The organism is Vreelandella stevensii S18214, assembly GCF_000275725.1.
GTDB classification, from domain to species: domain Bacteria; phylum Pseudomonadota; class Gammaproteobacteria; order Pseudomonadales; family Halomonadaceae; genus Vreelandella; species Vreelandella stevensii.
In genome coordinates this window covers 62,576-89,241 of sequence record NZ_AJTS01000013.1, presented here as the reverse complement: position 1 = coordinate 89,241, position 26,666 = coordinate 62,576, and the positions used below count along the sequence as shown (strand labels likewise).

The window sequence follows — 26,666 nt, the reverse complement described above, 5'->3', positions numbered from 1 at the left end:
CCGGCCCAGTGGGCCGGCAAAAGGAAGTTTACACTTGCATGTAAACCCCCTCCCCTGACGACTGCTACAGCCTGCTGGATCAAGGCTTCTTGCGTTCATCCTTGCGTAGATGATCACGCACCACGAAGCCGACCCAGCCCACCATAAACGCGATCACCAATGCGACAGTTACCAAGCCGAAAATGACTGCATCGTCCCAGTACATGATGTTCCCCTCCCGCCGTGATGTATGAGGCCATCGTAGCTGTTTTGAGAAGGGGAAAACTGACCTGGGTCAACCTTTGAAAACCACCGCACTATGGGGCGTCGCGAACTTGATGTACGTCAGTTTTAGCAAAACCCCGCGTAAACCCTCGCCCAGTCGGGCGGGGATACAAGCGGGCAGCGCGCTAGCGCTGCTGGGGGTTGATTTTCGCCCCTCACCGGCTAATATGGATATATATACAGCTTGATAAGCCGCAATGCCATGCTGAAAGCCACTAAAGTCCGTATCTACCCGACCCCTGAACAGGCTGATTTCTTAAATCAGCAGTTCGGCGCGGTGCGGTTTGCGTACAACAAGGCACTGCACATCATCAGTACGCAGTACAAGCGGCATGGCACCAAGCTCCGGGCTAAGAAAGACCTCAAGCCGCTACTGGCGGTAGCGAAAAAATCCCGCAAGTACCACTGGCTGAAAGACTACGATTCAATTGCGTTGCAGCAGGCGTGCATTAACTTGGATCGCGCCTTCCAGAACTTCTTTAACCCCCAGTTAAAAGCCCGCTACCCCAAATTCAAGCGCAAGCACGGTAAGCAATCGAGCTATCACTGTACCGGCATCAAGGTCGGTGAGAGCTGGATCAAAATACCGAAGCTCACGCCGATTAAAGCCCGACTTCACCGTGACATAACGGGCACGCTGAAAAGCATCACCTTAACCCGCACCACCACGGGCAAGTATTTTGCCGCGCTGCTGGTGGATGATGGTGTAGAGGCGCCCGCACCGCTGCAAACCGTCGACACCGTGCTGGGGGTCGATATGGGCTTGACGCATTTGGCTATCGACTCGACTGGCCGCAAAGTGGCCAATCCTCGTTTCTTGAAGCGGGCGCGTGCTAATTTGCGGCGCAAACAAAAAGCGCTTTCCCGCTGCCAGAAGGGCAGCAAGCGCCGTGCGAAAGCACGGCTAACCCTTGCCAAGGCGCACGAGCGCCTGGCCAATGCCCGTGCTGACTTCCAGCATAAACTGTCTCGACAATTCATTGACGATAACCAAGCGGTGGTGGTCGAGACCTTGAACGTCAAAAACCTGCTGAAAAACCGCAAGCTGGCAAAACATATTGCCGATGCCAGTTGGCACAGCCTGATCCAAAAACTGGACTACAAAGCCAAGCAGCAAGGCAAGCATCTGGTCAAAATCGACCAGTGGTTTGCCAGCACCAAAACCTGTGCAGGCTGCGGCCACAAGGTCGAACAAATGCCGCTAACGGTTCGCACTTGGGATTGCCCCGGCTGCGGCACGCAAGGCATCGACCGCGACATAAACGCCGCGATCAACATTCGCCAGCAAGGCATTTTAACGTTAAAGGCCGAAGGACTGTCGGTCTCTGCCCATCGAGGCCTGTGTAAGCCCGGTCACGCACCGGCAGCGGCCTAAGACGTGGGAAGCCTCGCCCGTCAGGGCGGGGAGCAGTCACAGCACTTTGCGGTCTTCGACTTTGCTGTGCTCGGTACCCGGCGGCAGCGGATGGCCTTTGGCCAATTCGGCGCGGGTCGCCTCGCGCACGTCCAGCAGCGTCACGTGGTAGCGCAGCGTGTGTCCGGCCAGCGGGTGATTGGTATCCACGGTCACGCTATCGCCCTCGACACTCAGTACGGTGACGATCTGCGGACCGGCCTCGCCTTCGGTTTGAAAACGGCTGCCCGGTGCAAGCTCCGCGCTGCCAAACGATGCTCGGCTCACCTCTTGCACCAGCGCTTCATTGCGAACGCCATAAGCGTCTGCCGGGGTCAAGGTGACCCGCAGCTCATCGCCAGCAGAGCGCCCTTCCAGGTCACGCTCCAGGCCAGGCAGAATATTATCGTGGCCATGCAGGTACTCCAGGGGCTGTTCACGCGCGCGGGAGTCGTCCAGCACACGGGTACTGCCATCGCTGAGCACGTCGCTGAGGACATAATGCAAAGTGACGACCTGATGGGCGGTAATCGACATGGAAAACTCCTCTCCGGTAAGCTGTCGGCTTGATAGGATGTCGGGCCCAGTTTACCACCGACCGGTTTTTAGCGGGCCTTGCGGCCTGGTTTTCTTTTGGAGCGAAACACCCCATGCCCACCCCTACCCCCCAGCGTAGCTGGCTGGCGGCACTTGCCATTTATCTCAAGGCGCCGGTCATCACCATGCTGTTTCTTGGTTTTTCCGCTGGCCTGCCCTTTTTGCTGGTATTTTCGACCCTCTCGGCGTGGCTACGCAGCGATGGCGTGGAAGTCGCCGCCATTGGCTTCTTCGCCTGGATCGGCATGCTCTACTCCATCAAGTTCTTCTGGGCGCCGGTGGTCGACCGGCTGGCCCTGCCGCTATTGACCCGCACCTTCGGGCAGCGTAGAGGCTGGATGCTGCTGGCACAGGGGATGATTGCCGCAGGGCTGGTGGGGCTGGCCGGGCTCGACCCAGTAAACAATCTGGGTTGGGTCGCGGCCTTTGCGCTGCTGGTAGCGTTTGGCTCGGCCACCCAGGACATCGCCATCGATGCCTACCGGATCGAATCGGCCAACGACGACCTTCAGGCGGCCATGGCGTCGACCTATATCATTGGCTATCGCGGGGGACTCATCGCGGCGGGGGCTGGCGCGCTTTACGTGGCGTCGGCCTTTTCCTGGAGCGCCGCCTACCTGAGCATGGCGGCGCTGGTGGGTATCGGGGTGCTGACGGTATTGATTCGCCCCGAGCCCCAGCGCGCGTCGCTGAGCGTGCAGTTGATCCATGAGCCCAGGGTGCGCGCCTTCCTCCGCGCCAGCCGCGGTCAACCCAAGGTATTCCGGCGCATCACCGCCTGGGCGATTGGGGCCATTGTCTGCCCATTCACCGATTTCTTTCGCCGCTACGGGGTGAAGGCACTCGGTATTCTGGTATTTATCGGCGTGTTTCGCATCAGTGATTTAGCCATGGGCTCCATGGCCAACCCGCTGTACATCGACCTTGGGTTCTCACTGGGCACCATCGCCAGCGTCACCAACATTTTCGGCATCGCCATGAGCATTACCGGTGGTTTGCTGGGAGGGTTACTGGTGGCCCGCTACGGCATTGGCCCAGTGCTGATTCTCGGCGCGGCGGCCGCCACGCTGACCAACCTGCTGTTTGCCGTGCTGGCGTTGATCGGTAACCAGGTGCCGATGCTGGTCATCACCATTATTGGTGACAACCTGGCCAATGGCCTGGCCAGCGCAGTGTTCATTGCGTTTCTTTCCAGCCTCACCTCACGGGCCTATACCGCCACCCAGTATGCGCTGTTCTCATCCTTGATGACGCTGCCAGGCAAATTCCTGAGCGGCTTTGGCGGCCTGGTGGTCACGGCGCAGGGCTACGCCACCTTCTTCGTGGTCGCCACCCTGCTGGGCCTGCCCGCCATCCTGCTGGCCATCTGGATCAGCCGCGACAAGCAGCTGGTGCCCACGCCCAATATCGCTTCCCGCTAGCGGTGGCGCTCCAGCCAGGCCAGTGCGCCTGGCGTGGTGCGCCACTGGTCACGCATCAGGGTGCGGTACTGCCAGGCTTCCGCACGGGAGCCTGGGTCTACCTGGCCATCCGGATGGGGCATGGAGGGGCGCGGGTTTTCCGCGCAGATCAATTCCAGCGCATAGCGGCTGTGGGCCATCACATCGGCCAGCGCCGCTTCTGCGGCTTCCTGTTGGCCCAGGCGATAAAGCGCCAGTGTGCGTCCCATCAACAGTCCCAGCACCAGCGAGCCGTCGTCCTTTTGCGGCTCGTTGGTCAACGCCAGGGCCTCCTCGTTGCGGTCATCGCGCAGCAACTGGTCCAGCACCAATTCACGTAGCCCCAGGCTATCTTCCTGGTCGATGGCCAGCAGCTCTTCGGCCAGCTCCCGAGAGTGCTGCCGGGCGCCCCGCTCCATGCCCACCACCAGCGCCAGGCCGGTACGCAGCAGCATGGCATTATCGGCATCGTCCCAGCACAGGCTACCTTCACCAGCGGCCCGAGCCTGCTCCAGCCAGCGCGAGAGGCGCAGCGCCAGAGGCTCCAGCAGGCTGGGCGCCATCCACGGCAGGCTGCCAAAGCGGCTGGTCAGCGCCAGCGTCAAATCCTGCACGACCTGGGGGGCATCCAACCACTCGGGGTGGGCACACAGCTCGGACATCCAGTCGATGGCGTTGACCCAAGGGTCGTCCCGAAAACCCAGCGCCACCTCTTCGTCCACCAGCACCTGGAACTGCTCGTGCCAAGCGGCAAACAGCGTCTCTTCACGGGCGGTGGTGGTATACAGCAAGCGGCCCCGCTCGTCGTCGCGGGTAATGGTCAACAGCGGCGCAGTGGGCAGCGCAGCCAGCAGCGCCTGCAGGGCCACCAGCGGCGTCGCCATATCCTCTTCGGCGCTCAGCAGCTGGTCGGCCAGCGTGGCCCCGGGGTTCTCGGCCAGGGCGGCAAGAAAATCGAGCTGCTCGTCATCGAGCCCGCCCTGGCGCGCCAGGCGGCGATACCAGAAGTTGGCTCGCTCCTTGGCCTCCTGCTCATGGCCTTCGTGAAGTAGCAGCATGGCTTCGATATAAGCCAGCGTCGGCGAGTCGGGCAGTGCCTGCTGGGCTTTGACAAAGGCCCCACGAGCGCTGTCGAGATCGTCGTTATCCAGGTGCATCAGGCACAGTCGTTCGAGGGCCACGCCGCGCAAGAACAGCGGCCCTCGCTCCATCACCTCGTCCAGCAGGTCGGCGCGTTTACGGGTGAACCCGCGCTCCTGGTAGATATCGAGCAAAATTTCGAAGGCGGGTTCGGCCTGCTCGGGCAGCCGCGACCAGTCGCTGCCATCGAACAACGACTCCAGTATCTGCATGGCGCGGCCGGTCTGGCCACTTTCTGCCGCGATCAGCCCGGCTTCCAGCAGCGCCTGGGGCGGTGCCTGCTGGCTCTCCAGAGCAGCCTTGAGGGTGGCACCTTTCCACTCGCGCAGCGAGAGCATCCACATCATCTGCTCGGGAATGTCGGTGGGGAAGTTGACGCGGTAGCAGCACTGCTTGTATTTGCGGCCCGAATCGCACCAGCAGGGCTCGTTGCGCCCGGGGGTGGCCAGCGGCTCACTGGCGAAGTTCAGTCGCTCCAGCGGTGTCTGCGACCATAAAATGGGCGCCAGCGCCTGCGCGGTGGCCACGTTATCGTTAAAGGATGCAGCACCTTCGGCACGCACCCAGGTCATGAAATCCGGGTAGTGCTCCTGCCGCCTGATTGCCGAGAGTGCCCCAGAGGCAAACCCCAGCAGTTGATCGACCCATACCGCCAGCATTGCCGTCTCCACTGTCTTCAATACGCGTTTTCAAAGCGCCGTAGTCTAGCATGGCTAACCACGCTGCCGCAGCGACAATCGCTCAGGGAGAAGGCCTCATCAGGGGGTGCGCGCCCAGGCCAACAGCGGCTGCGTGCGCTCGTGCATGTCGAGGCGCGCCCTCAGCCTTACCAGATTCCAGTAATGGCCGTTCAGGGCTCGGGAAAGCAGCAGCGTATCCGCTGGCGGCTGCAGCCGGTCCATGGCTGCCCATACCTTGGGCGTCAGCTCACGCAGTCGGCGGTGTACACGCACATCGCTGAAGTCCTGCTGGCCGGGCGCAAACAGCGGCGTGATGCACTCTGCCGACTCTTTATAGAGCGCCAGCGGAGCGCCCTGACCCTGGCGTCCGCCCATCTTCATTAGCGCATCGTCCATGGCCATGGGGTCCTGTGCCAGGGTGGCATCCAGAAGCTGCATCATGGCTTTCAGGCGCGCTTCCGGCACCGGGATCACGGCGCCCAGATCATAAATCACCAGCCTGCCCTGCTCGTCGCAGGCAAAGTTGCCTGCGTGGGGGTCGGCATGCAGCTCGCGGTAGGTGAACAGCTCTTCGGTGATCCAGTCGGCCAGCGCAACGGCCACCTGCTGGCGAGTGGCATCGTCGGCGCTCTCCAGCTCACGCAGCGGCGTTCCGCCCACATAGCGCATGGCCAGCACATGCTGCCCGGAAAGCTCGAACAGCGGCTCGGGAATCACCAGCGCCGGGTTGCTCAGGTAGCGCTCGCGATAGCGCGCCAGCGCTTGGGCCTCGGCATGGTAATCCAGTTCGTCGCGCAGCCCCGCCGCCAACTCCTCGAACAGCGCATCCAGCCGTGCCTGGGGCACCTTGAACCAGCGGCCCAGCCCCATGATCCGCTTGACCTGCTTGAGGTCGCTTTCCAGCACCTCTGCAAGCCCGGGGTACTGCACTTTGAGGACCACGGTTTCACCGTCATGGGTCACGGCCTTGTGCACCTGGCCCATGGAGGCGCTGGCGAACGGACGCTCTTCAATGCTTTGAAAGTGCTTGTCGATATCGCCGTATTGCAATACCAACGCCTCGCGGATTTTGGGCCAGGGCATCGGCTCTGCCTGACGCTGTAGGCGCGCCAGCTCGTTGGCCAGCTCTGGTGGCAGCAAATCGTCCCACTGCGACATGATCTGCGCCAGCTTCATGGCCGGGCCTTTCAACTCGGAAAGCCCCTCGAACAGCGCTTCGCCCAGTGCCTGCCAATCTGCCTGGCCGCCCAGCCGAGTCTTCAGCAGGGCACCGCCGGTGCGGGCACCCAGCCCTAGTAAACGTCGTGTTCTGCCGCGTTCGCGCATGGAGATCGCCTTTTCGGATGCTTTACCGCATGTCCACGACACCTGTATACATTTTCATGTATCAGAACTCTAACCCGTTGGCCACTTCTGCTACCATGCCCTTTCGTTCTTCACTGCCTCCAGGATCACACCCCATGCGCTTGATTATCGCCGAGAAACCCAGCCTGGCGCGGGCCATTGCCGATGCCCTGCCCGGCGGCCAACGCCAGGATGGCGCGATTGTATGCGGCGATACCATCGTGACCTGGTGCCTGGGCCACCTGCTGGAGCAAGCCCCACCGGAAGCCTACGACCCGGCCGACAAACAGTGGCGGTTGGACAGGCTGCCCATCGTGCCCCGGCAGTGGCAGCTGGCCCCGCGCCCCAAGGCACGTGGCCAGCTGGCGGTGATTCGCAAACTGATCAAGCAAGCCACCAGCGTGGTGCACGCGGGCGACCCGGACCGCGAAGGCCAACTGCTGGTACAGGAAGTGATCGAGCACCTGAAATACCGTGGCCCGGTACAGCGACTGCTGGTCAGTGACCTCAACCGACCCGCCGTCAGCCGCGCCCTGGCCAGCCTGCGGCCGAACAGCGAGTTCCAGCCGCTGTTCGAAGCGGCCCAGGCACGCGCTCGCGCCGACTGGCTGTACGGCATCAACCTGACCCGTGCCTGGACCCTTACCGGCCGCCAGGCAGGCCACGACGGCGTGCTTTCCGTGGGCCGTGTGCAAACCCCGGTACTCGGGCTCATCGTGCGGCGCGACAACGCCATTCGTGATTTTGTGCCCCACCCCTTTTACCCGCTGTGGGTGGACCTTCAGGTGGCCCAGGGCCAGCTGCGCGCCTGGTGGGCACCCAAAGAGCACCAGCCGCTGGATGAACAAGGGCGCTTGATTGACCGCAGCCCCGCCGATGCCCTGGCCGCTCAACTGCCCGGCGCCCGCGGCACGCTCACCACATTAGACCAGCAGGAGAAGCGCCAGGCCCCGCCGCTGCCCTACTCGCTCTCTGCACTGCAGGTAGATGCCGCCCGTCGTCATGGCCTCTCTGCACAGATGGTGCTGGATATTTGCCAGCGGTTGTATGAGCAGCACAAGCTGATTACCTACCCCCGCTCCGACTGCCGCTACCTGCCCGAGGAGCATTTGCCGCTGGCCCGACAAACCCTGGCCAGCGCCTGCCAGCACGACGACACCCTGCGCGGGTGGCTCCACGGGGCTGACTTTACCCTGCGTTCAAAAGCCTGGAACGACAAACAGGTAGGCGCGCACCACGCCCTGGCCCCCACCGGCAAACCCGCCGATTTCAGCCAGCTTTCCGCCACCGAAGGGCATGTGTTTCGACTGATCGTGCGCAACGTCATGGCACAGTTCTATCGCCCGCTGCGCACTTTCGAAGTCAAAGCCGAGTTCACCCTGTTGGATGAAGCCTTCCGCACGCGGGGCCAGAGCATTCTCGACCCCGGCTGGAAGCCGCTGTTCACCACCCGAGAAGAGGCCCCGCCGCTGCCGCCACTGACCCAGGGCGAAGCCTGTCAGGCCCTCGGTGCAGGCGTGGAAGAGAAAGAGACCCGACCGCCAGAACCCTTCACCGACGCCAGCCTGATCAAGGCGATGATGAACATTGGCCGCTACGTGGACGACCCGGAAGTGCGCCGCACCCTGCGCGACACCGACGGCCTGGGCACCGAGGCCACCCGAGCAGGCATCATCGAAACCCTGGTGCAGCGCGGCTACCTGGTACGCCAGCAAAAAGCCCTGCGCGCCACTCAGCTTGGCGTCGCCCTCATCGCCGCACTGCCCAGCGCCGTCAGCACTCCCGAACGCACCGCTCTCTGGGAGCAGCGCCTGCGCGCGATCTCCGAACGCCAGGACGACCCCAACGCCTTCCAACACGCCCTGCTGGAAGACTTGCACACCCTGCTGCGCCAAAGCGATGCCAGCAAACTGCGCCACAGCCTGCAAACCGCTCAGGGCGAAGCCGCAGGCCCCGCCAAACGCAGCGGAACCAGCAAAAAGAGCTACGCACGGCGCAAGAGTACCGGCAGCAAGACGGGCAGCAAGAAAAGTACGGGAAGCCGCAGTAGCACGGCGGGGAAGCGAGTGCGCTCAAGGCGAACTGACTAAATCGGCCACATTCGATTGATGAGCCCGCAAAAAGCCATGATCACCACGTCTCATCCGTACCTGGTGGCCCCACATCCATCGGCGTATCCGGGGCGATGTCTAGCACTCCTTGCACGCGTTTGAGCCGCTGGACGGTAGCGTCATCGGCGGCGCCGGTAATGCAGCCGATCTCCTCCAGCACCTCGCGGACGGTGAACCCTTCGGCGCTGAGACGCGTGGCGATGTCATGGATGGGCTGATCGCTGGAGATCGTGATCAGCCAGAGCGTTACCGTTGCCATTGAAGGTATCTCCCGAAAATCAATGCCACACGTGTTGATGGGCATGCGCTGGACGGCCGGAGAAGACCGCCAGCGCACCACGCAGCCTAAGGGGCTTGTACCAGCCCCGCGCCTACCTGCTCTTGCGATAGCGGCAAAGGGCGAGCAGAGGCTATTAACTGATCCCACAGTTTTCGGCCTCGCAATGAAGCATCCGACTGGGCCCAAAGGGCCGCACAGCCCGCCACGTGCGGAGTCGCCATGCTGGTACCGCTGATGGCCTTGTGACAGGTCGGCCGAGGCCAGGCAGACAACACGTCGCGCCCTGGAGCGGCCAGCTCGATCTTGCCATGATTGGAGAAGCTGGACACCGACAGGTTGGGGTCCAGGGAAGCCACCGACATCACCGTGGGCGAGTTCGCCGGGGCGCCGGTTGGCAGGGTTGAATTGCCCGCCGCTGCTATCACCAGGCAGTCGTTGCGTAGCGCTGCCGCACCGGCATGGGTGTAGGCGGCCTGTACCGGGCTCTGGCTGCCCAGTGACATGGAGATCACTTCACAGCGATTGGCAATCGCCCAGTTCAACCCCGCCAACACGCCTGCGCCCGAGTTGGTCAACACTTTGCCCACCAGCACCTGGGCATCGAAGGCAACCCCGTAACGGGGGGTATCACCGCGGGGAGACTTCGGGCCGCAGGCGGTTCCAATACAGTGTGTACCATGCCCATTGAGGTCCTGCACCGGCTCGCCGACGAAGCTGCGCGAGACAAATTCACGGCCCGCAAACTCCGGGTGGCCCAGGTCCATCCCGGTATCCAGCACGGCGACCTTGATACCTGCCCCACCCCCAGGTGGTGGTGCGGCCCTCTTGTTCTGGCTTTTCGACGGCGTTTTCCATCTCCAGCTCCACCCCCATGTCACGGGCAATGGTGGTCGCGGCACGCAGAAAACCGCGCAAGTACTCCGAGTTTTCCGAAAAGGCAAAATATTCGGGCTCGATGATCTCGATGGGGCTATTCACCGCGAGCTTATCCAGTACGTCCATACCATGGTGCTGCAAGGCATCGCCCCCCACCAAGGCTACGCCCAGCTCTGGAAATACCAGCGCCTCGGCGTCACCGGTTTCGTCCAGGCTGACCGCTTGCTCGCTGAAATCGCGCGCGTCGGCAATACGGAAGTTAAGGGCTGCAGTGCCTTGATGCCCTCTTCCACCTGGCCGTCTCGATAGCTGATCAAGTAACGCCCTGTTTCCAGGCAGCTGCCACCCCGCTCCAACGCTGCCAGCAGCAGCTGCTCGGTCTTGCACGAAACGGTCGCTATCGAAGCGTCACCCTGTCCATTTGGTCGTTTGGTCATCCTGCACCTCTTTACGCTTGGCACTCTGCATGATCGCCCTTTCTCCAGCAGACACCTGCCCTGGCAGGCCCTTTGGCGAAACGGCGTACGTACCCCTCAGCCTAACGCACCTCGCGTTCCCTGCCAGCACGACTCTGCAACGCATTACGGACTACGGCAGGCCCCTGCAAACCTCACCCCCGCTGGCGGGCAACGGGCCGCACCACCCACCAGCTGGCCAGCACCAAGCTACCGAACAGGGTATATACCGCCACGAACACCCACTCCGGTGCCGTGTAGTAGAGCAGCCGCTGGAGCCAGTGTTGAATGAAGGAACCAGCGTAAGTGGCTGAACCGGCTTCGGCACGCAGCGCCATTTCCAGGGTGGTGAGCGGGCAGACGGCTCCTAGCCACGCTTGCACGACCACATAACCAATGGCGCCTAGATGAACAAGCCGAAACCGGCGGTGGCGCACCCAGTACCAGCCCAGAATACCGCCCAGGTAGATAGCCATTAGCCCCAGCACCACGAAGGCTACGAACAGCACATGCAACAGCAACACGGCATCGGCCAGTAACAGTAGGAGCGATGAAGGCATGGGCGTTCACCCCATGGAGTGAGTATCGCTGTCGGGCTCTTCCAACAGCGGCGGCACTGGGCAGCCGAGCATATCGGCCACCGCGCGGAACAGCTCTGCCTCGGCGGCGCGAATCACGCCACTGTGTTCTACACAGCGGGTCATGGCGTTCAGCAAGCGGGCTTTATGCAGCGGTTTCAAGCGGCGCAAGCGCTCTACGGCCAGGCTGAGCGCCTGCATGTCATCGGCGTCTTGCAGGGAAGACAACGTGAAAGGCAGCGAGGCCTGGGCAGCCCGCAGCGCGGCAGCCACGGCCTCGTCACCCGCCTGCCCTGGTGCCACTCCCGCCTCAGCCAACACGCCCAACAACCGCTGACATTCGGCCTGGGTCTGTTCCAACGTCAGGGTTTCAGCACCGCCGTGACGCTCGCTCAGATGGCTCAGCAGCAGCTGGTAGAGCGTCCACTCGAACAGGCTGACCTTGCCGTCGCTATGGATCAAACGCTCCATACAGAGCCTGAAGTGCTGGGCCTGCTGTGTGGAAAGCGAGGTGAGCGCAGGCAGGGCAAGTTCGATCAGCGGCAGGCGCAGCTGTACGTCGAGCCGGGCCACCTGCTCCTTGAGGGTATGCAATGCTGCGAACACATCCGGCAGCGCCACGGCCTCCAGCGCCGCCAACTGCTGTGTGCGTTCGGCATCATCGTCGCTCAGCAGCATGGCGTAGATCAGCGCCCTGGCACTGTAGGGTTCATGGGCGGCCTCTACCAGGGTGGCGGGCAAGGCATCGATCACGTCGCGGGCCTTTTGCAAATGGCGTGGATCGGGCTGCCCCATGGCCCCCAGCGCCACCTGCATGGCCGCCATACTGAACAGCGCCTCGGGAGACGTGGACACACCTCCCATCCGGCGGCCATGGGAGCGTTGGTCTGCCTCGGCACCAGGGGTGTCGGGCTCTTGCTGCGAAGGCGCTGGCTGCAAGGCTTCGAAACGACCGTGCCAGTCGGGCAGAACGCGCTGAATGCGCGACTTGAGCGGCGGATGCGTCGCCATGAGCTGGCTTAGCCCCGACGACACTCCTTGACTGAAAAACAGGTGGCTGAATTCGGCCGCCTGAGGTGCCGAGAGGTGCGAGCCCTTGGCATGGGCACCCACTTTCACCAGCGCACCGCCTATCCCCTGTGGGTTGCGGGTGTACTGCACGGCTGCCGCGTCGGCCAGATACTCCCGTTGACGGCTCACCGCCGATTTGATCAGCCCGCCAAAGAAAGTGCCCGCGTAGCCGATCAAGGTGAGCGCCAGCCCAAGGCCCAGCACTACCGCCGCCGAGTTGTCGCGCTTGTTGTTGCTGACTCTTCGAAAGCGCAAGCTGCGCAACATCATGCCGCCTGCCAGACCAATCAGCAGCACGCCATGCAGCAGGCTCACCAGCCGGATGTTCAGGCGCATGTCGCCGTGCAGAATATGACTGAACTCATGGGCGACCACCCCCTGCAGCTCATCGCGGGTGAGCTGCCGAATGGCGCCTCGGGTAATGCCCACCACTGCATCGGCAGGCTGATAACCGGCCGCAAAGGCATTGATCCCCTCCTCTTCCAGCACGTATACCGCAGGCACCGGCGTTCCGGAGGCAATGGCCATCTCCTCGACTACATTCAGGATCCGCCGCTCGTCGTGATCGCGCGTGTCGAGGTTGATCAGACGGCCACCCAGCGCTTCCGCCACCACACGGCCACCTCGACGCAGCTGGCGCTGCTTGTACAGCCCCCCGAACCCCACCAGCGCCAGCACGCCGACGGCCACCGCCGCCAGCAGCTGCCAGGAGAGCATGGTCAACACCCCCTGCTCGACCGGCTGAGCCTGACTGCCGCTGGCGCCCATCATGTACAGCGCAATGGCCACCACCAGCGTGGTCACGCCGATCAACGAGACGATGGCGAGGAGCAACAGCACCACCCAGCGGCCCGTGCTGCGCCTGGCGTTGTCTTGTGCGGTAAAGAAATCCATGGCATTGGCCTCCCTGTGGTCACCCGGGCCTGGGCATCACGTCTAGAACGAGACGCTCGGCGCCGTTTGCAGTTGGGCGCTGTCTTCGAAGGTCAGCAGCGTGGCATCCTGCCCATGTCCCAGCATGCCCGCCACGGCAATCGGTGGGAAACTCTGGCGATAGGTGTTGTAGTGCATCACCGCGTCGTTGAACGCCTGACGGGCAAACGCCACCTTGTTTTCGGTGCTGGTCAGCTCTTCCGATAGCTGCTGCATGTTCTGCGAGGCTTTCAGGTCCGGGTAGGCTTCCATGACCACGTTCAGCCGCCCCATGGCCTGAGTCAACGCGCCCTCTGCGCCTCCTAGCTGCGCAATGGCCTCGGCACTGCCAGGATTGGCCGCGGCGGCTTTCAGGCCAGCGGCGGCGGTGTTACGCGCTTCGATCACCGCCTGCAGCGTTTCCCGCTCATGACTGAGGTAGCCCTTGGCGGTTTCCACCAGGTTGGGAATCAAGTCGTGACGCCGCTTCAGCTGCACCTCGATTTGCGCAAAGCTGTTTTGAAAGCGGTTGCGCAGCGACACCAGTCGGTTGTACACCGACACCATATAGACGGCGATCAGAGCTATCACCACCAGCACGATAACCACAGTGAGCATCATGATATTTCCTTCCGTAGACCCAGATTCATGGAGAGCGGGTGTGCCCCATTACATGATCGGCTGACCATTGATCATCAGGCTTCCTTCTTGCCAAAGCACTTCCTGCTCTTCCGCCTCGCTGTCCAGCATGGCGGCAAATGGCATCGGAATAAAGCCCAATACCAGATCGGGAGGTGTGGTTACGGTCAACGCCAGGCTCAGGCGACGGCTGAGATACTCCTGAGCCTCGAAGGGGCTCATCATCTGCTCTTCGCTCATCAGGCCCTGGGGTAACGGCTGCCCAACCGGCCAGAAGGCACCGTAGAGCGCGCCTTTGGCGAGGTCCTGACCGTCGAAGGCCATGTGCGTAGTGAGCCGAGGCTTGAAGTCGATGCCCAGGTCGGGCAGTACGATATGGGCCTGCAGGGGGTCGATGGCCATGGTGGGGCTGGCAACCAGCATGGCGTAGCTGCTTTCCAGAGCCTCGGCCATCAGCACACGCTCTTGCTCGGCATCCACCGGCACGCCGCGCTCTTCGGCATCCAGGTGCATGGCCATGAGGGGGGCATAGGCTTCCTGAAAGGCTTGCAGCGCCTCCAGGTCCCAGTTGTCGGCACTCACCTCGAAGGCCAGGCTACCAAAGGACGTATCATCCACGCCCATCTCGGCAATCCGGAAATGGCCGCTCTGGTGGACAATGGTCTCCCCTCGTGACTCGCTCTCCGACTCCATGCCCTCCAGGTAGACCCGCACGCCTTCCACGAATATTTCCGTGCGCGGTATGTCGAGACTCTGCAGCAGCACGGGTTCGCCTTCGTGATGACGAGTGTTCAGGATCAGCCGTGGCGTCACCATGCGCACGGTTTCATTGTCGCCATGGTAGGTGATTTCCTGAGCCCGGGTATCCAGGTGCCAATGCCCGTCGGCACCGCGATCGAGCCCCACCACCAGCTGGTCGACCAGCACATCCAGCGCCACGCCATCCAGCTCGGTGGCGCTCAGCTGCCCTTCGATGGCGGAACGTGTTGCCTTGAGGTCGATATCGATGACGCCCTGCACCAGAGCCTGATTGGGCACGATTTCGCCGGTAATATCAGCGCTCAGCGCCCCGTGCTTGACGAACAGGTTGACGTCCGCCGTGGCGTCTTCGAACCCGCGCATGGCGATCGTGGCCGTGGCTCGGGTATCGAAGAGGCCCTTGTCGATCTGCACATCATGCACCTCGTAGGAGACCGACCGATCCAGCTCGGCGAGGCTATCGGCCAGCGCCTGCTCCACCTGATTGCCCACCATCGCCTGAGCTGCGACATACCCACCAGCGCCAACCACCAGCACACCTGCTGCCGCCACGCCCCATCCCTTTGCACTCAACGCCATGCCTAGCCCTCTCGATAGAATATGTTGCCAACATCAACATAAGAATAATTATCAATGATGCCAGATTCGTTTCAAAAAGAAACGTCGATTCAGCGCCTGTCACTGGTTATTGGCCATTTGCACACACGAGGGCAGCGAGCTATCATCGCATCGAGTATTTGTTATGTTATAACATTCCATCAATTGACCGCCGAGCTGCTCATGAATCACACGCTGCAAGACATCGCCCGCACCTCCAGCCGCCTGCATGGCACGCTAAGCTGGGTGGGCATGGAAGGCATCGCACTGCCGCTGAAGGTAGCGGGCCACACTCTGGCAGGCCGCGCGTCGGCAGGCGTCAGCCTGGACGACCGCCAGGCCCGCGGTATCCACATGTCGCGGCTCTACCTGGCCCTGGCGGCCCTTGAACATCAGCAACTCACCCTGGGCACTGTTCGCCAGATCCTGAACACGTTTCTGGCCAGCCATGAGGACCTTTCCCAGCAGGCATTTCTGGAGCTGGCAGGCGATGCCCTGCTCAATCGCCCTGCGCTGATCAGCCCGCTCGCCGGATGGAAAACCTACCCTTTCACCCTCCGCTGCCGCCTGGGGCCTGACGGGTTCGACGCAGAGCTGAGCCTCAGCGTTGGCTACTCCTCCACCTGCCCTTGCTCTGCAGCGCTGGCCCGTCAGCTGATTCAGCAGGCGTTTGCCGAAGACTTCACCGATATGCCCGTCAGCCGCGAGGCCGTCCACGCCTGGCTGGGCAGCGAACAGGGCATTCTGGCCACGCCCCACAGTCAGCGCAGCCAGGCCCATGTCAAGGTTCGGCTGGCAGACGGCGAGAACGACCTGCCACTGCTGGCCCTGGTCGACAAAGTGGAACACGCCCTGGGCACGGCTCTGCAAACTGCCGTCAAGCGTATCGATGAGCAGGCTTTTGCGCTGGCCAATGGCCAAAACCTGATGTTCTGCGAGGATGCCGCCCGTCGCCTGCACCACACCCTGTCGCAACACTCTTTCCTCTCAGGCTTTGCGCTCAAGGTGGTGCACGCTGAAAGCCTGCACGCCCATGATGCCGTAGCACGCAGCGAGTGGAACTGGAGGAGCCTGCCATGAGCCGCTGGCATAGTTCAATAAACATGGCTCAGGTGGGTCAGATTAATTGGCCATTAACATTAACCTGAATCCGTGAAGCCGGCGCCGACACTTTCCCTATCACCGCCAGCGAGCACTTTTTGATCATTCGCCCCGTGCAAGTTGGCTTTCGCAAGCCCGTTATTGCCAAAACCCACCGTGCTGATCAGTGCTGACGGCCCGTTTTGTCATGCCTTTCCACCCGCCAGGCACGACATATCTGGCGATCGCGTGTCGCCTGGAACTGCTTGTGGATAGAGTGTCGCCGATTGACGGTCAGCATGGCGTTCCTCGTGGATAACGCAGTCGGCTCCGCAGCGTCTTGAGCACCGTCATGCGCCCGATATCCTGCCCGAAGTCGAGGATGATCTGCCGTGCCTTGTGAATCACGAGAGCCGCACGGTGCACCAACTCTTGTAGCACGGTGCGCAGCCGGCGCCGCTTGGCCGGGTGGCGAACCGGGCTCAGCTCGCCGGTCATGCCTAGCTGTCCCATCAGGCGCAGGATGTTGTAGGCCAACTGGGCGAGATGCAGGATCAGATCGTTGGTGGCGAACTTGCCGGACGGCAAGCGCTCCAGGTCGAGATCGGTCTTGATCTCGCTGTGAAACTGCTCATGGGTGGCATGCGCCTGGTAGCGCTTGATCACCGCCTCCGGCGCCTCGTCCAGGCTGGTCCACCAGCCTTCCAACTCATAGTCCGGTTCGAGCAGCAACTGGCCATCGCGATCGGCGGTGCGCTCTACCAGGCGCATCACGCGTTGGACGACGTATTCGGTCTTGTTGTCGTCGTGGATCGAGACGGTCTGCGGCCACAGCGCCTGGCGCTTGCCAGGACGCAGCTCTTCCCAGTAGTCCGCCGCCACCGCCAGCCAGGTATCTCGATCAGCCGTGGCCGAGCCGCGCGGGTTCCATTTGACGACATAGTCGAGCCGGCGCCCCTCGTCGGCAAAGACCTGGCGTTGCTGTTCGAGAAGCGCCAGGTGCGCCTGGCTGTCGAAGCCGCTGTCCTCGCGTAACAGGATCGGTTGCCTGGTCAGGCATTGGGCGCGAGGCAGTACCCGCTCCAGGAAGGCGTTGCTCTCCTTCATGGTGTGCTGCTTGCCAGGCCGCAGTTCCAGACCCAGGCACCACCCTTCGTTGCCCAGATAGGCGGCGATCGGGGTGTAGCCATCGACCTTCTGGTAGGTCCGCGAGACGCCTTCCTTCTTCGAGTTGCTGTTGTCCATGACGAAGGTGTCGATGTCCAGGCAGACGTGCGTCGTCTCGGCGGTGATCGGTGCTTCGATCAGTGACAGCAGGGTCGTGGACCAGGTGGCGGTGCGCGCCTGCAGGTCGTTGGCGGCAAGTTTCTCCAGCCGCTGTCGCAACGTCGCCGCGCTCGGCACCTTCTGCAGGGTCAGCAGTTGTTGGAAGGGCTTGTCGCGGCGGAAGTTCTCGACAGCGTCATAGTCGCTCATGCCCAGACACAGCAGGCCCAGGTAGCTCTTGATCACGTCACTGGTGCGCATGCCCAGCGTGGTGGGGAAGCGGCTGTCGATGCTGTCGACGCCAGCGATCTCGAAGCATTGCCCGATGATGGACAGCCCGGCGTGGCTGGTGAGGGTGCGGCGACTGGCGCGGAACTTTATGTTGGGCATGGCACTGTCTGGGTGAATGGCGATAATGGCTATATTGCCATGCAGGTCAGTGGGTTAGAAGTGCTTCCGAGGGCCGGTCTCACGGATTCAGGATTAACAAAAGTGACGTGTGTCGTTCTGCAGGGCATGCTGTTCCCCAACCCTGGAAAACCTATCCTCTTTAACACGTCAAAGTCGATTGATAGGCTTGCTGCAACAGCTATCTGCCCGGTTGAAGTCGAAGATCGATGTATCTGTCGGGTTTGGAAATAAATGCGGGCGCCCACCGCACTCACGGCTCAGTTACCATTCTTTGTGCATCGCGGCCGCGCGGCTAGTTGGTAGCTGTTCTAAGCCTAGTCAGTGCCGCCCTTCGCCCCAAGCCCCATAGTCAGATTTGAGAAATGACAGTAGGCGATGCCGCAACGCGCTTCATCGACCTATGTAAAACGACTCCTTTATCGAAATAGTGCACTCATCGCTCTCCACGGCGATCCCTTCATCGCGAATTGCACCGCCCAAGACGATCTGCACTGAAATCAATACTTTCTGATGCCTCTTGATTAGAGATGCCAGCCATAATCATCTCATCGCCAACGCATACGGCGTTCGGCAGCCAACACACTCTCACTCACTACTGGAAGCTCAGACATGAAAACCATAGGCATTGAAAACTCGAAGTCCAGCGTACAGGCCCACTTAACGCTTGGAACCAAAACTATGGGGCTAGGTATCTATGGCGCGTACTTGGCTCTCGCTATTATTTACTTCTGGTTCGGCGGCATGAAATTTACCCACTACGAGGCCGAGGGCCTGGTTCCACTGGTGAGCAACAGCCCGCTTTTGGGATGGGTGTATAGCATTTTTTCGGTCGACATGTTCTCCAGCCTGCTCGGCATACTAGAGATTTCGATCGGCACTCTGATCGCAGGCCGCATGCTGTCGCCCAAACTATCCGTGGTAGGAGGCGCTCTGTCTGCAGGCCTGTTCTTCACAACCCTTAGCTTTATGTTTTCCACTCCGGGCGTCATTGAGCCTAGTTTAGGGTTTCCGGCGATTTCCGTTGCGCCAGGTCAGTTTCTGCTTAAAGACTTAGGGTTGCTTGCTGTTTCGATATTTGTGGCAGGCCATTCGCTGGTTGAACTGGAAAAACGTAAAATTAATGCATAATTTTTTCAATGGCTTAAGGCAGTAATGCCTTAGGCCTTTTTGCCATCATTTTCCCCCGCCAGATCTTTCAACCAGTCACGAGGGCTCAACCCCGTCTTGCGTCTAAATGCGCGAGACAGCGCCGAAGGACTTTCGTAGCCGACTTGAGCTGCAATCAGCGTAATCGAGCGCCCTTCTCGCATCAGCTTCTGAGCCAGGCTAACTCGCCAACTCAACAAATAATCAGCAGGCGTCTGTCCGATGACACTCTTGAAATGCACGGCATACGCAGCGCGTGACATATTTGACTCACTGGCCAGCTCTGCTATTGACCAGGCATGTTCCGGGGAGTTGTGCATCTGTAAAAGCGATCGGGCAAGCCGCATGTCGGCCAGTCCAGCCATCATTCCGGTGCGCAACTGGTGATGATCGAGCAGGTAACGGAGCAACAGAATGATTAGGAGCTCAAATAAGCGCTCAAGCGCGGCTTCCCTTCCACAATGCACATTTGCCGCCTCGGCAAACATCCACTCCAACGTGTCTGCCAGCATGGGCAGATCATCGAGTGCGAGCACCAAACAGTCCGGTAATGAAGCCGACAAAGGATTATCAATTCCGCCCTCAAACTCCATGGAAGCACACAACAACTTTGCGCCATCGGACTCACCCGCAAACAATTGATGCTTGGCGGGGCGTGGCATAAAAATCAAGCTAGGGCGAGTGAGCTGCAAATCCTTGCGATCGGGACCAAGCAACGTCACGCTGCCGGCCTGAAGCAGATGGATATAACCTCGCCGCTCGGCGCCATCGTAAGATGCAGAGCCGCATAGGTCGCCGTCATAGAACAGATTGGCCCGCACGCCGAACCGCGAGAGCAAATTAGACAAACGATCCATTGGCCGATCCTTGACGAGTCAGAACGCACAGACCATACCATCTGCGTTGTCGTTCAGTGCCTGTAGCGAACATGCCGGCGTAAATCAGCCAACGGATAAAGTGATCACTGAGCAGCTCAGCCTCCCTTTCCAGTTCGGCTGTTAAAAAAACAACACCGTAGTTTGAAAGCACCAGCAAATCAAGTGCTCACTCTTCTATTTTACAGTACCTGGCAACAGCACTTTGCGGTGCAGTCGATCAGATATCCGGAAGGTTGATCGTAAGCTTCAGCCTAGCGCTCTTCGAATTTAATGTCGTCGAGCTTCGGCCCAACCATTCCCCCGACCTACTCTTCCCTCCCCTAGAGACCCTAGCAGTCACTTGAATCGCGGCTGTCTGCGATAAGGTGTTGCTGGTAACTATTGCATCAGCGCCTGAAAACTCCACCTCGGCCGGCAGACTTGAGACCTTAAGTCGTATGGTAGCGAGAGGTACCTTGGAGCCCGATAGCGTCTGTACGAAAACGAACACACTGTCATCCAAAGCGACCTTTTCGAAAATTTCCGGGGAAATGTCCACCCGTACCTTGAGCGGTGTTGGTGGCAAGCCAGCAACATGGTTAATCGTCAAATTGTTGTTTTTTTCATCCGCTGAAAGACCGTTTCTTGCCTTTCCAATGGCCTGTACTAAAGCAGCGTGTGACGGATGGTCGGAACCCATCTCTGCTAATGCGTGATGCCAATATTTTAAAGCATCTTGGTAACGATGCTCTTCAAACGCAGCCAGACCTATGAGACTCAAGCTCTGGAGCTCACCCGGATTTCCATTTAAAGCTTCATCTGTCAGCGCCTTGATTGGCGGAGACCACATTTTGTTGTTAGAGAAATACAATGCTTTAGCCCACTCGCCTAATAACTCCGGTCGGCGACCGGCCAGTGACACCGTTCGTTCGAACATTCTAGCGGCATCGTCGGGCCTCCCTTGAGCCATGTAGTTTTGGGCCAGGTTATAAGCGTTCTCAGCTGACTCCGGTTGGGCGTTAACCGCGCGTTCCAGACGGTCGTTCATTTGCGCGAGTGAACCGGGAGGCTGGGCGAACTCACGAACCAGCTCGACTTTGTCGCTGGCGCCAAAATGCAGGTACAGCGCGAGCCCCAGCGCCGGTATCAAGAAAGCCACGAATACTGGTAGCGGCTTGCCTGTAGTCGAAAAACGTTCGAGGCCAGCTCCTTCGGTGTCCGCCAGCAATTCGCGGTCCGCCTCAGAGCGGGCACTGTTTTTTTGCGCAGGAGACATCACTCCGTCCCCTTGCTGAAGCTGTAGCTCCGCCAGGCGTTCCTGATACAGCGCCACGTAAAAAGCGGTGCGATCTTCTTCGCTTTGGGCACGACGTACAAACAACACAGGGATTAGCACGAAACTGAGGGCAACCAGCAACAGCAGGCCGACCCATAGCCAGAAATCAATCATTAGATTCTTTACCCAATAGGAGGAGGAGCCGTTGACGCTCTTGGTCAGAAAACACCTCAACATCATCGCCATGCCGACCACGATGACGTGCAACGATCAAGTAAATCACCCACACACCGCCCAACAACAAACCGCCAGGCCCAAACCAGAGCAACCAGGTGTGGCTGTTCAGCTCAGGTTTGTAGCGCACGAATTCGCCATAGCGATCGACCATGAAGTCGATGATCTGCTGATTACTCTGACCTTCATCGAGCATGCGAAAGATCTCTTTTCGCAGATCGGCGGCGATGGGGGCATTGGAGTCTGCGATATCCTGGTTCTGACATTTCGGACAACGCAGTTCCCGGGTCAACTCGGTGTACCGGGCGCGTTCGACCTCATCCTTGAACGCGTAAGCATCGATGGCAGCTTGGGCGGCACTAGCGGAACACAACACTAAGAGAGTTCCACATAGAAACCGGCTCATTGCGTGCCCTCCTGCACCAGACCTTGATAAAGATCTGCAAGCTGTTCACGCCACACCGTCTCATCTATAACGCCGACGTGCTTGTAGCGAATGATGCCCTTACTGTCGACCAGGAATGTTGCCGCTGACCGAAAACTGACCCAGTAGAGGCTGTTCTGCCGACTGAAAACTGACCCAGGTGTTCAACTGCTTCTGCTCAATTTTTGAGCAGGAGAACACAGGGTGATCAGTATGGAAATGATGGGCAAAATTCGCCGGATGTATTTCCGCGACAAGCTGTCGCTGCATGAGATAGCCAAGCGCACCGGGTTGGCGCGCAACACGATTCGCAAGTGGGTCAGAGCACCTGAGGCCAAGCCGCCGGTCTACCAACGCCGCGCGATCTTCAACAAACTCAGCCCTTTTCACGCCACGCTGGAGCAGGCGCTAAAAGCCGATTCGCTGCGGCCCAAGCAACAGCGGCGCAGTGCCAAGGCGCTGTTGGCGCAAATCAAAGCCGAAGGTTATGACGGTGGCTACAGCCAGCTCATCGCGTTTATCCGTGCCTGGCGAGGGGGACAGGGCAAGGCGTCGCAGGCCTTTGTGCCGCTGACCTTTGCTCTTGGCGAGGCGTTTCAGTTTGACTGGAGCGAGGAAGGCTTGCTGGTCGGCGGCATTTACCGGCGTATGCAGGTGGCACATCTGAAGCTGTGTGCCAGCCGTGCGTTCTGGCTTGTGGCGTATCCGAGCCAGGGCCATGAGATGTTATTTGACGCCCATACACGCTCGTTCGGCTCCTTGGGCGGCGTGCCGCGCCGGGGCATCTACGACAACATGAAGACCGCCGTCGACAAGGTCAATAAGGGCAAAGGCCGGGCGGTGAATGCGCGCTTTGCGGTGATGTGCGCGCATTACCTGTTCGATCCGGACTTCTGCAACGTCGCCGCTGGTTGGGAAAAGGGCATCGTTGAAAAGAACGTGCAAGACAGCCGCAGGCGTATCTGGCTAGACGCCCAGGACTGCCAGTTTCACTCCTTCGAGGAACTCAATGCCTGGCTGGGCCAGCGCTGCCGCGCGCTTTGGAACGAGCTGACGCACCCTCAATACAGCGGGCTGAGTGTGGCCGAAGTGCTGGAGTTGGAGCGCGCTGAACTGATGCCTGTGCCAGCGCCATTCGACGGTTACGTCGAGCGGCCTGCGCGGGTCTCCAGCACCTGCCTGGTCAGCGTCGGGCGCAACCGCTACTCGGTGCCGTGTGAGTATGCGGGTAAGTGGGTCAGCAGCCGTTTGTATCCGACGCGAATCGAGGTGGTGGCTGACGACGCGCTGATCGCCAGCCATGTCCGCTTGCTGGATCGCGACCAGGTCAGCTATGACTGGCAGCACTACCTCCCGCTGATCGAACGCAAGCCCGGTGCGCTGCGCAACGGCGCGCCCTTTGCTGATCTGCCGGCGCCGCTGCGTCAGCTTAAGCACGGTCTGGGGCGTCATGCCGGCGGTGACCGGATCATGGCGCAAGTTCTGGCTGCCGTACCGGTCGCCGGGCTCGATGCGGTGCTGGTGGCTGTTGAGCTGGTACTGGAAAGCGGCAGCCTGAGCGCCGAACACATCCTCAATGTCGTGGCGCGCCTGGCCGCGACCGAACCACCACCCAGCGTCGAAACCCACTTGTCGCTCAAGGAAGCCCCCGTCGCTAACACGGCGCGCTACGACCGCCTGCGTGGCCAGACCGAGGAGATCGGTCATGCGTGATTTGATGGCGGAACTCAAGGAGCTGCGCCTGCACGGCATGGCCACGGCCTGGGCGGAGTTGACTGCGCAGGGTGAGTCGAACACAGCCTCGTCCAAGTGGCTGCTCGAACACCTGCTGGAACAAGAGCACACAGATCGCGCCATGCGCTCGGTGAGCCACCAGATGAACATGGCCAAGCTGCCGATGCACCGCGACCTGGCCGGCTTCGACTTCAGCGCCTCCAGCGCAGACGCTCGTTTGATCAGCGAACTGGCCAGTCTGGCCTTTACCGACACCGCGCAGAACGTGGTGCTGATCGGTGGGCCTGGCACCGGTAAAACCCACCTGGCCACTGCGCTGGCCGTGTCCGGCATCACCCGGCACGGCAAGCGCGTGCGCTTCTACTCCACGGTCGATCTGGTCAATCTGCTGGAGCGCGAAAAGCACGACGGCAAAGCCGGGCGGATCGCCCAAGCTCTGCTGCGCATGGATCTGGTCATCCTCGACGAACTGGGTTATCTGCCCTTCAGCCAGGCCGGCGGTGCGTTGCTGTTTCACCTGCTATCCAAGCTGTACGAACACACCAGCGTGGTGATCACCACCAACCTGAGCTTCGCCGAATGGTCGAGCGTGTTCGGCGACGCCAAGATGACCACCGCCCTGCTGGATCGGCTGACCCACCACTGCCACATCGTCGAAACCGGTAACGAGTCCTATCGCCTGCAACACAGTAGCTTGGCGGCCCAGGCCAAGATCAAATCACGGGAGCGAAAGCGTAAGGGCGGCCAGGAACCGGAGGACGATGAGCCGTTCTGATTTCATGGCGACGACGGCCTGCTACATGGCTGCGTGTGGCAGGTCTTAAACAACTGAACTGGGCTAGCGAAGGAGTGGGGGCAACAGCAGCTGCGCTGGTAGACTTATCCACAGTTGCTGGTAACAAAATCAGCAATCCGCCCTGGGTCAAATTTCAATCGGCAGGGTGGGTCAATTTTCCATCAGCGCCAACAACACTGTATTATATAATCGTGCTTTTGTGTTATTTTTTTAATATTTACTGATTACGTACTTGCTTAACCACTCAGTTGCGCTAGAATTAATAGACGCGAAATTTAAATCTCTAATTTTCCAACACTTAGTAAAACCTCGTTTGCCATCCCACTACCATTGTAGGAGCAAATCAGGAGACATAAAAAATTAGCGGTAGCGTGCCTGGCCCTCTAGATAAGTATTGGAGACTGTAATGAAGTTTGAAAAGTCACAGACAGCAATCGACCACCTGACTCCCGAGCAACACCGAATTACCCAGGAGGCGGGCACCGAAAGGCCCTTCACGGGCGAGTACAACGACAACAAGGAGCCTGGCATCTACGTCGACATAGTGTCGGGAGAGCCACTGTTCGCTTCGACGGACAAGTTCGATTCGGGTACTGGCTGGCCCAGCTTCACCAAGCCGATCGTTTCGGCAAACGTGAACGAGGTGCGGGACAGCGCACACGGCATGGTCCGGACGGAGGTCAGGTCAGTACACGCAGACAGTCATCTCGGCCATGTGTTCCCCGATGGTCCTTCCGACCGCGGCGGTCTGCGGTACTGCATCAACTCAGCGTCCCTTCGCTTCATCCCGCGCGACGAGATGGAGTCCGAGGGATACGGTGAATATCTCGATCAAGTAGAGGAGGCTTAACATGCATCAGCGCGCTGTTCTCGCAGGAGGATGTTTCTGGGGCATGCAGGACCTAATCCGCAAGCGGCCCGGCATCATCTCGACCCGTGTGGGTTACACGGGCGGCGATATTCCGAACGCCACGTATCGTAATCACGGCACGCATGCCGAGGGGATCGAGATTGTCTTCGACCCGACAGTGACGAGCTACCGGAACATCCTGGAATTCTTCTTCCAGATCCACGATCCGACGACGCTGAACCGCCAGGGCAATGATCGTGGGCTCTCCTACCGGTCGGGCATCTATTATGTCGACGAGGAGCAGAAGCGCGTCGCCGAGGATACGATCGCCGATGTGGATGCCTCGGGGCTGTGGGATGGCAAAGTGGTGACCGAGGTCCAGCCGGTCGGCGAGTTCTGGGAGGCCGAGCCCGATCACCAGGATTATCTGGAGAAGCGCCCGGGCGGCTACACCTGCCACTTCGTCCGTCCCGGCTGGGTGCTTCCGAAGCGCCAAAAGGTTGACGACGTACAGCCAGCGGCCGGGACCGCGGCGGAATAGGCTTCACTGCCGTTGCCACTGCGCCGATCCGGTCCGCAATCTTCGTGACCGCGTCGTTCAGCGACGCGGTCATCGAACCCTACTTCAGAGTGACGGCTCGTTCCAGTCAGTCGCCATCGCAACACCAGGATCGCAGATTTATGCCAGACCTCTCGTCCTTTCCGATCACGCAGCGCTGGCCGGCATCTCATCCCGATCGCCTGCAACTCTACGCAGCCCCTACGCCCAATGGCGTCAAGGTCTCGATCATGCTTGAGGAGACTGGCCTGGCGTACGAGCCCCACCTGATCGACATCTCGAACAACGAGTCGAAGGATCCGGCGTTCGTGTCGCTGAACCCGAACGGACGCATACCGGCGATCATCGATCCGGCTGGCCCTGACGGTAGACCCATCGCCTTATGGGAATCCGGTGCGATCCTCCTCTATCTGGCCGACAAGACGGGTCAGTTCATCTCCACCGAACCAGGCCAGCGTTACGAGACCCTAGCGTGGGTGTTCTTTCAGATGTCGGCCATCGGGCCGATGTTCGGTCAGCTCGGCTTCTTCCTGCGATTTGGCGGCAAGGACTATGAGGACAAGCGGCCGCAACAGCGCTTTATCGACGAATCCACGCGTCTGCTGGGGATTCTGGATCGCCGGCTGGAAGGCCGCGACTGGATCGTCGACGACTATTCGATCGCGGACATCGCGACGCTCGGCTGGGTGAATGCGCTGGTGGAATTCTACGCTGCGGGTGACATCCTTGGCCTCAGCAGCTTTTCGAACGTCCGCGCATGGCTTGGACGCGGGCTGGCTCGACCGGCCGTCCAGCGTGGCCTCCACATTCCCGCGAGGCCAGCATGAGCATCATCGCCGCCTATTATTACAACGAAGGCAAGCGAGTTCGCGAAATCGCGCTCGATGAGCACGTCAAG

At 60.5% G+C, this 26,666-nt stretch carries 23 protein-coding genes and 1 pseudogene; 10 read left to right on the top strand and 14 right to left on the bottom strand.

Annotated features, from left to right (window positions below):
- Positions 1-79 precede the first annotated feature (79 nt).
- The gene (gene ccoM, locus HSS18214_RS19630) at positions 80-205 is read right to left on the bottom strand and encodes a cytochrome c oxidase subunit CcoM (protein ID WP_016913649.1); all 126 of its coding nucleotides are present in this window, start codon (positions 203-205) and stop codon (positions 80-82) included.
- Positions 206-466: 261 nt separating this feature from the next.
- Between ccoM and HSS18214_RS0102075 the strand changes: the two genes are divergently transcribed.
- The gene (locus HSS18214_RS0102075) at positions 467-1,639 is read left to right on the top strand and encodes an RNA-guided endonuclease InsQ/TnpB family protein (protein WP_016913648.1); all 1,173 of its coding nucleotides are present in this window, start codon (positions 467-469) and stop codon (positions 1,637-1,639) included.
- A 36-nt stretch (positions 1,640-1,675) separates the two neighbouring features.
- Here HSS18214_RS0102075 and HSS18214_RS0102070 read toward each other — a convergent pair whose 3' ends face one another.
- Positions 1,676-2,194, bottom strand: a complete 519-nt coding sequence (locus HSS18214_RS0102070; RefSeq protein ID WP_016913647.1) for an FKBP-type peptidyl-prolyl cis-trans isomerase — start codon at positions 2,192-2,194, stop codon at positions 1,676-1,678.
- A gap of 113 nt (positions 2,195-2,307) precedes the next feature.
- On the opposite strand from HSS18214_RS0102070, the gene HSS18214_RS0102065 reads away from it, so the two are divergent.
- Positions 2,308-3,675 (top strand): AmpG family muropeptide MFS transporter, encoded by a 1,368-nt coding sequence (locus HSS18214_RS0102065; RefSeq protein ID WP_016913646.1) that lies wholly within the window; start codon positions 2,308-2,310, stop codon positions 3,673-3,675.
- Here the strand turns inward: HSS18214_RS0102065 and HSS18214_RS0102060 are convergent.
- Both HSS18214_RS0102060 and HSS18214_RS0102055 read right to left on the bottom strand, forming a co-directional pair.
- Entirely contained in the window at positions 3,672-5,492 is a 1,821-nt protein-coding gene (locus tag HSS18214_RS0102060) for an SEC-C metal-binding domain-containing protein (protein ID WP_016913645.1), read from the bottom strand. The genes HSS18214_RS0102065 and HSS18214_RS0102060 overlap by 4 nt on opposite strands.
- Positions 5,493-5,591: 99 nt before the next feature.
- Positions 5,592-6,839, bottom strand: a complete 1,248-nt coding sequence (locus HSS18214_RS0102055; RefSeq protein ID WP_016913644.1) for an ABC1 kinase family protein — start codon at positions 6,837-6,839, stop codon at positions 5,592-5,594.
- 134 nt (positions 6,840-6,973) lie between these two features.
- Between HSS18214_RS0102055 and HSS18214_RS0102050 the strand changes: the two genes are divergently transcribed.
- Positions 6,974-8,947, top strand: a complete 1,974-nt coding sequence (locus HSS18214_RS0102050) for a DNA topoisomerase III (protein WP_016913643.1) — start codon at positions 6,974-6,976, stop codon at positions 8,945-8,947.
- Between the two features lie 40 nt (positions 8,948-8,987).
- Here HSS18214_RS0102050 and HSS18214_RS0102045 read toward each other — a convergent pair whose 3' ends face one another.
- The 6 genes and pseudogenes from HSS18214_RS0102045 to HSS18214_RS0102020 form a co-directional block, all read right to left on the bottom strand.
- The gene (locus tag HSS18214_RS0102045) at positions 8,988-9,227 is read right to left on the bottom strand and encodes a hypothetical protein (protein WP_016913642.1); all 240 of its coding nucleotides are present in this window, start codon (positions 9,225-9,227) and stop codon (positions 8,988-8,990) included.
- Between the two features lie 86 nt (positions 9,228-9,313).
- Positions 9,314-10,561 (bottom strand): annotated as a pseudogene (locus tag HSS18214_RS19755) (S8 family serine peptidase).
- A 173-nt stretch (positions 10,562-10,734) separates the two neighbouring features.
- Positions 10,735-11,139, bottom strand: a complete 405-nt coding sequence (locus tag HSS18214_RS0102035; RefSeq protein WP_016913639.1) for a DUF2784 domain-containing protein — start codon at positions 11,137-11,139, stop codon at positions 10,735-10,737.
- Positions 11,140-11,145: 6 nt separating this feature from the next.
- Positions 11,146-13,122, bottom strand: coding sequence for a M48 family metallopeptidase (locus HSS18214_RS0102030; RefSeq protein WP_016913638.1), 1,977 nt, complete (start codon positions 13,120-13,122; stop codon positions 11,146-11,148).
- Positions 13,123-13,164: 42 nt separating this feature from the next.
- Positions 13,165-13,761 carry a LemA family protein gene (locus tag HSS18214_RS0102025; protein ID WP_016913637.1) on the bottom strand — a complete coding sequence of 199 codons (597 nt, stop codon included), beginning with the start codon at positions 13,759-13,761 and terminating at the stop codon, positions 13,165-13,167.
- A gap of 48 nt (positions 13,762-13,809) precedes the next feature.
- Positions 13,810-15,117 carry a DUF945 family protein gene (locus tag HSS18214_RS0102020; RefSeq protein WP_083844147.1) on the bottom strand — a complete coding sequence of 436 codons (1,308 nt, stop codon included), beginning with the start codon at positions 15,115-15,117 and terminating at the stop codon, positions 13,810-13,812.
- A gap of 201 nt (positions 15,118-15,318) precedes the next feature.
- Between HSS18214_RS0102020 and folE2 the strand changes: the two genes are divergently transcribed.
- The gene (folE2, locus tag HSS18214_RS0102015) at positions 15,319-16,215 is read left to right on the top strand and encodes a GTP cyclohydrolase FolE2 (RefSeq protein WP_026001666.1); all 897 of its coding nucleotides are present in this window, start codon (positions 15,319-15,321) and stop codon (positions 16,213-16,215) included.
- 294 nt (positions 16,216-16,509) lie between these two features.
- Here folE2 and HSS18214_RS0102010 read toward each other — a convergent pair whose 3' ends face one another.
- Positions 16,510-17,871, bottom strand: coding sequence for an IS1380 family transposase (locus HSS18214_RS0102010; RefSeq protein ID WP_016913634.1), 1,362 nt, complete (start codon positions 17,869-17,871; stop codon positions 16,510-16,512).
- 630 nt (positions 17,872-18,501) lie between these two features.
- On the opposite strand from HSS18214_RS0102010, the gene HSS18214_RS0102005 reads away from it, so the two are divergent.
- A complete protein-coding gene (locus HSS18214_RS0102005) occupies positions 18,502-19,020 on the top strand; it encodes a YkgB family protein (protein WP_003464991.1) in 519 nt (172 codons plus the stop codon).
- Between the two features lie 29 nt (positions 19,021-19,049).
- On the opposite strand, the gene HSS18214_RS0102000 is transcribed toward HSS18214_RS0102005, so the two are convergent.
- The 3 genes from HSS18214_RS0102000 to HSS18214_RS0101990 form a co-directional block, all read right to left on the bottom strand.
- Positions 19,050-19,895 carry an AraC family transcriptional regulator gene (locus HSS18214_RS0102000; protein ID WP_003464995.1) on the bottom strand — a complete coding sequence of 282 codons (846 nt, stop codon included), beginning with the start codon at positions 19,893-19,895 and terminating at the stop codon, positions 19,050-19,052.
- A 238-nt stretch (positions 19,896-20,133) separates the two neighbouring features.
- Positions 20,134-21,345, bottom strand: coding sequence for a c-type cytochrome biogenesis protein CcmI (gene ccmI / locus HSS18214_RS0101995; RefSeq protein ID WP_012080656.1), 1,212 nt, complete (start codon positions 21,343-21,345; stop codon positions 20,134-20,136).
- Positions 21,338-21,811, bottom strand: a complete 474-nt coding sequence (locus HSS18214_RS0101990; protein ID WP_012080655.1) for a cytochrome c-type biogenesis protein — start codon at positions 21,809-21,811, stop codon at positions 21,338-21,340. Before HSS18214_RS0101990 ends, ccmI begins: the two co-directional genes overlap by 8 nt.
- A gap of 231 nt (positions 21,812-22,042) precedes the next feature.
- Here HSS18214_RS0101990 and istA point away from each other — a divergent pair, with 231 nt between their 5' ends.
- The 5 genes from istA (at position 22,043) to HSS18214_RS0101965 (ending at position 26,595) form a co-directional block, all read left to right on the top strand.
- Positions 22,043-23,542: an IS21-like element ISPst3 family transposase gene (istA, locus tag HSS18214_RS0101985; RefSeq protein WP_156808460.1), complete on the top strand. Its 1,500-nt coding sequence runs from the start codon at positions 22,043-22,045 to the stop codon at positions 23,540-23,542.
- Entirely contained in the window at positions 23,535-24,338 is an 804-nt protein-coding gene (gene istB, locus HSS18214_RS0101980) for an IS21-like element ISPst3 family helper ATPase IstB (protein WP_010454871.1), read from the top strand. Before istA ends, istB begins: the two co-directional genes overlap by 8 nt.
- 427 nt (positions 24,339-24,765) lie before the next feature.
- A complete protein-coding gene (gene msrB, locus HSS18214_RS0101975; RefSeq protein ID WP_003464965.1) occupies positions 24,766-25,209 on the top strand; it encodes a peptide-methionine (R)-S-oxide reductase MsrB in 444 nt (147 codons plus the stop codon).
- 1 nt (position 25,210) lies between these two features.
- Positions 25,211-25,750, top strand: coding sequence for a peptide-methionine (S)-S-oxide reductase MsrA (msrA, locus tag HSS18214_RS0101970; RefSeq protein ID WP_003464967.1), 540 nt, complete (start codon positions 25,211-25,213; stop codon positions 25,748-25,750).
- A gap of 140 nt (positions 25,751-25,890) precedes the next feature.
- Complete coding sequence (locus HSS18214_RS0101965; protein WP_003464969.1) at positions 25,891-26,595, top strand: glutathione S-transferase N-terminal domain-containing protein; 705 nt, start codon at positions 25,891-25,893, stop codon at positions 26,593-26,595.
- Positions 26,596-26,666 lie beyond the last annotated feature (71 nt).

Excerpts from the sequence above, each read along its gene's own strand:
- HSS18214_RS0102045 (WP_016913642.1), bottom strand. The coding sequence starts at position 9,227 with ATGGCAACGGTAACGCTCTGGCTGATCACGATCTCCAGCGATCAGCCC.
- ccmI (WP_012080656.1), bottom strand. The coding sequence starts at position 21,345 with ATGATTGATTTCTGGCTATGGGTCGGCCTGCTGTTGCTGGTTGCCCTC.
- HSS18214_RS0101965 (WP_003464969.1), top strand. The coding sequence starts at position 25,891 with ATGCCAGACCTCTCGTCCTTTCCGATCACGCAGCGCTGGCCGGCATCT.
- ccoM (WP_016913649.1), bottom strand. The coding sequence starts at position 205 with ATGTACTGGGACGATGCAGTCATTTTCGGCTTGGTAACTGTCGCATTG.
- HSS18214_RS0102055 (WP_016913644.1), bottom strand. The coding sequence starts at position 6,839 with ATGCGCGAACGCGGCAGAACACGACGTTTACTAGGGCTGGGTGCCCGC.
- HSS18214_RS0101990 (WP_012080655.1), bottom strand. The coding sequence starts at position 21,811 with ATGAGCCGGTTTCTATGTGGAACTCTCTTAGTGTTGTGTTCCGCTAGT.
- HSS18214_RS0102075 (WP_016913648.1), top strand. The coding sequence starts at position 467 with ATGCTGAAAGCCACTAAAGTCCGTATCTACCCGACCCCTGAACAGGCT.
- HSS18214_RS0102060 (WP_016913645.1), bottom strand. The coding sequence starts at position 5,492 with ATGCTGGCGGTATGGGTCGATCAACTGCTGGGGTTTGCCTCTGGGGCA.
- HSS18214_RS0102000 (WP_003464995.1), bottom strand. The coding sequence starts at position 19,895 with ATGGATCGTTTGTCTAATTTGCTCTCGCGGTTCGGCGTGCGGGCCAAT.
- istB (WP_010454871.1), top strand. The coding sequence starts at position 23,535 with ATGCGTGATTTGATGGCGGAACTCAAGGAGCTGCGCCTGCACGGCATG.
- HSS18214_RS0102070 (WP_016913647.1), bottom strand. The coding sequence starts at position 2,194 with ATGTCGATTACCGCCCATCAGGTCGTCACTTTGCATTATGTCCTCAGC.
- HSS18214_RS0102020 (WP_083844147.1), bottom strand. The coding sequence starts at position 15,117 with ATGGCGTTGAGTGCAAAGGGATGGGGCGTGGCGGCAGCAGGTGTGCTG.
- istA (WP_156808460.1), top strand. The coding sequence starts at position 22,043 with ATGGAAATGATGGGCAAAATTCGCCGGATGTATTTCCGCGACAAGCTG.
- HSS18214_RS0102005 (WP_003464991.1), top strand. The coding sequence starts at position 18,502 with ATGAAAACCATAGGCATTGAAAACTCGAAGTCCAGCGTACAGGCCCAC.
- folE2 (WP_026001666.1), top strand. The coding sequence starts at position 15,319 with ATGAATCACACGCTGCAAGACATCGCCCGCACCTCCAGCCGCCTGCAT.
- HSS18214_RS0102050 (WP_016913643.1), top strand. The coding sequence starts at position 6,974 with ATGCGCTTGATTATCGCCGAGAAACCCAGCCTGGCGCGGGCCATTGCC.
- HSS18214_RS0102025 (WP_016913637.1), bottom strand. The coding sequence starts at position 13,761 with ATGATGCTCACTGTGGTTATCGTGCTGGTGGTGATAGCTCTGATCGCC.
- HSS18214_RS0102030 (WP_016913638.1), bottom strand. The coding sequence starts at position 13,122 with ATGGATTTCTTTACCGCACAAGACAACGCCAGGCGCAGCACGGGCCGC.
- msrB (WP_003464965.1), top strand. The coding sequence starts at position 24,766 with ATGAAGTTTGAAAAGTCACAGACAGCAATCGACCACCTGACTCCCGAG.
- msrA (WP_003464967.1), top strand. The coding sequence starts at position 25,211 with ATGCATCAGCGCGCTGTTCTCGCAGGAGGATGTTTCTGGGGCATGCAG.
- HSS18214_RS0102010 (WP_016913634.1), bottom strand. The coding sequence starts at position 17,871 with ATGCCCAACATAAAGTTCCGCGCCAGTCGCCGCACCCTCACCAGCCAC.
- HSS18214_RS0102035 (WP_016913639.1), bottom strand. The coding sequence starts at position 11,139 with ATGCCTTCATCGCTCCTACTGTTACTGGCCGATGCCGTGTTGCTGTTG.
- HSS18214_RS0102065 (WP_016913646.1), top strand. The coding sequence starts at position 2,308 with ATGCCCACCCCTACCCCCCAGCGTAGCTGGCTGGCGGCACTTGCCATT.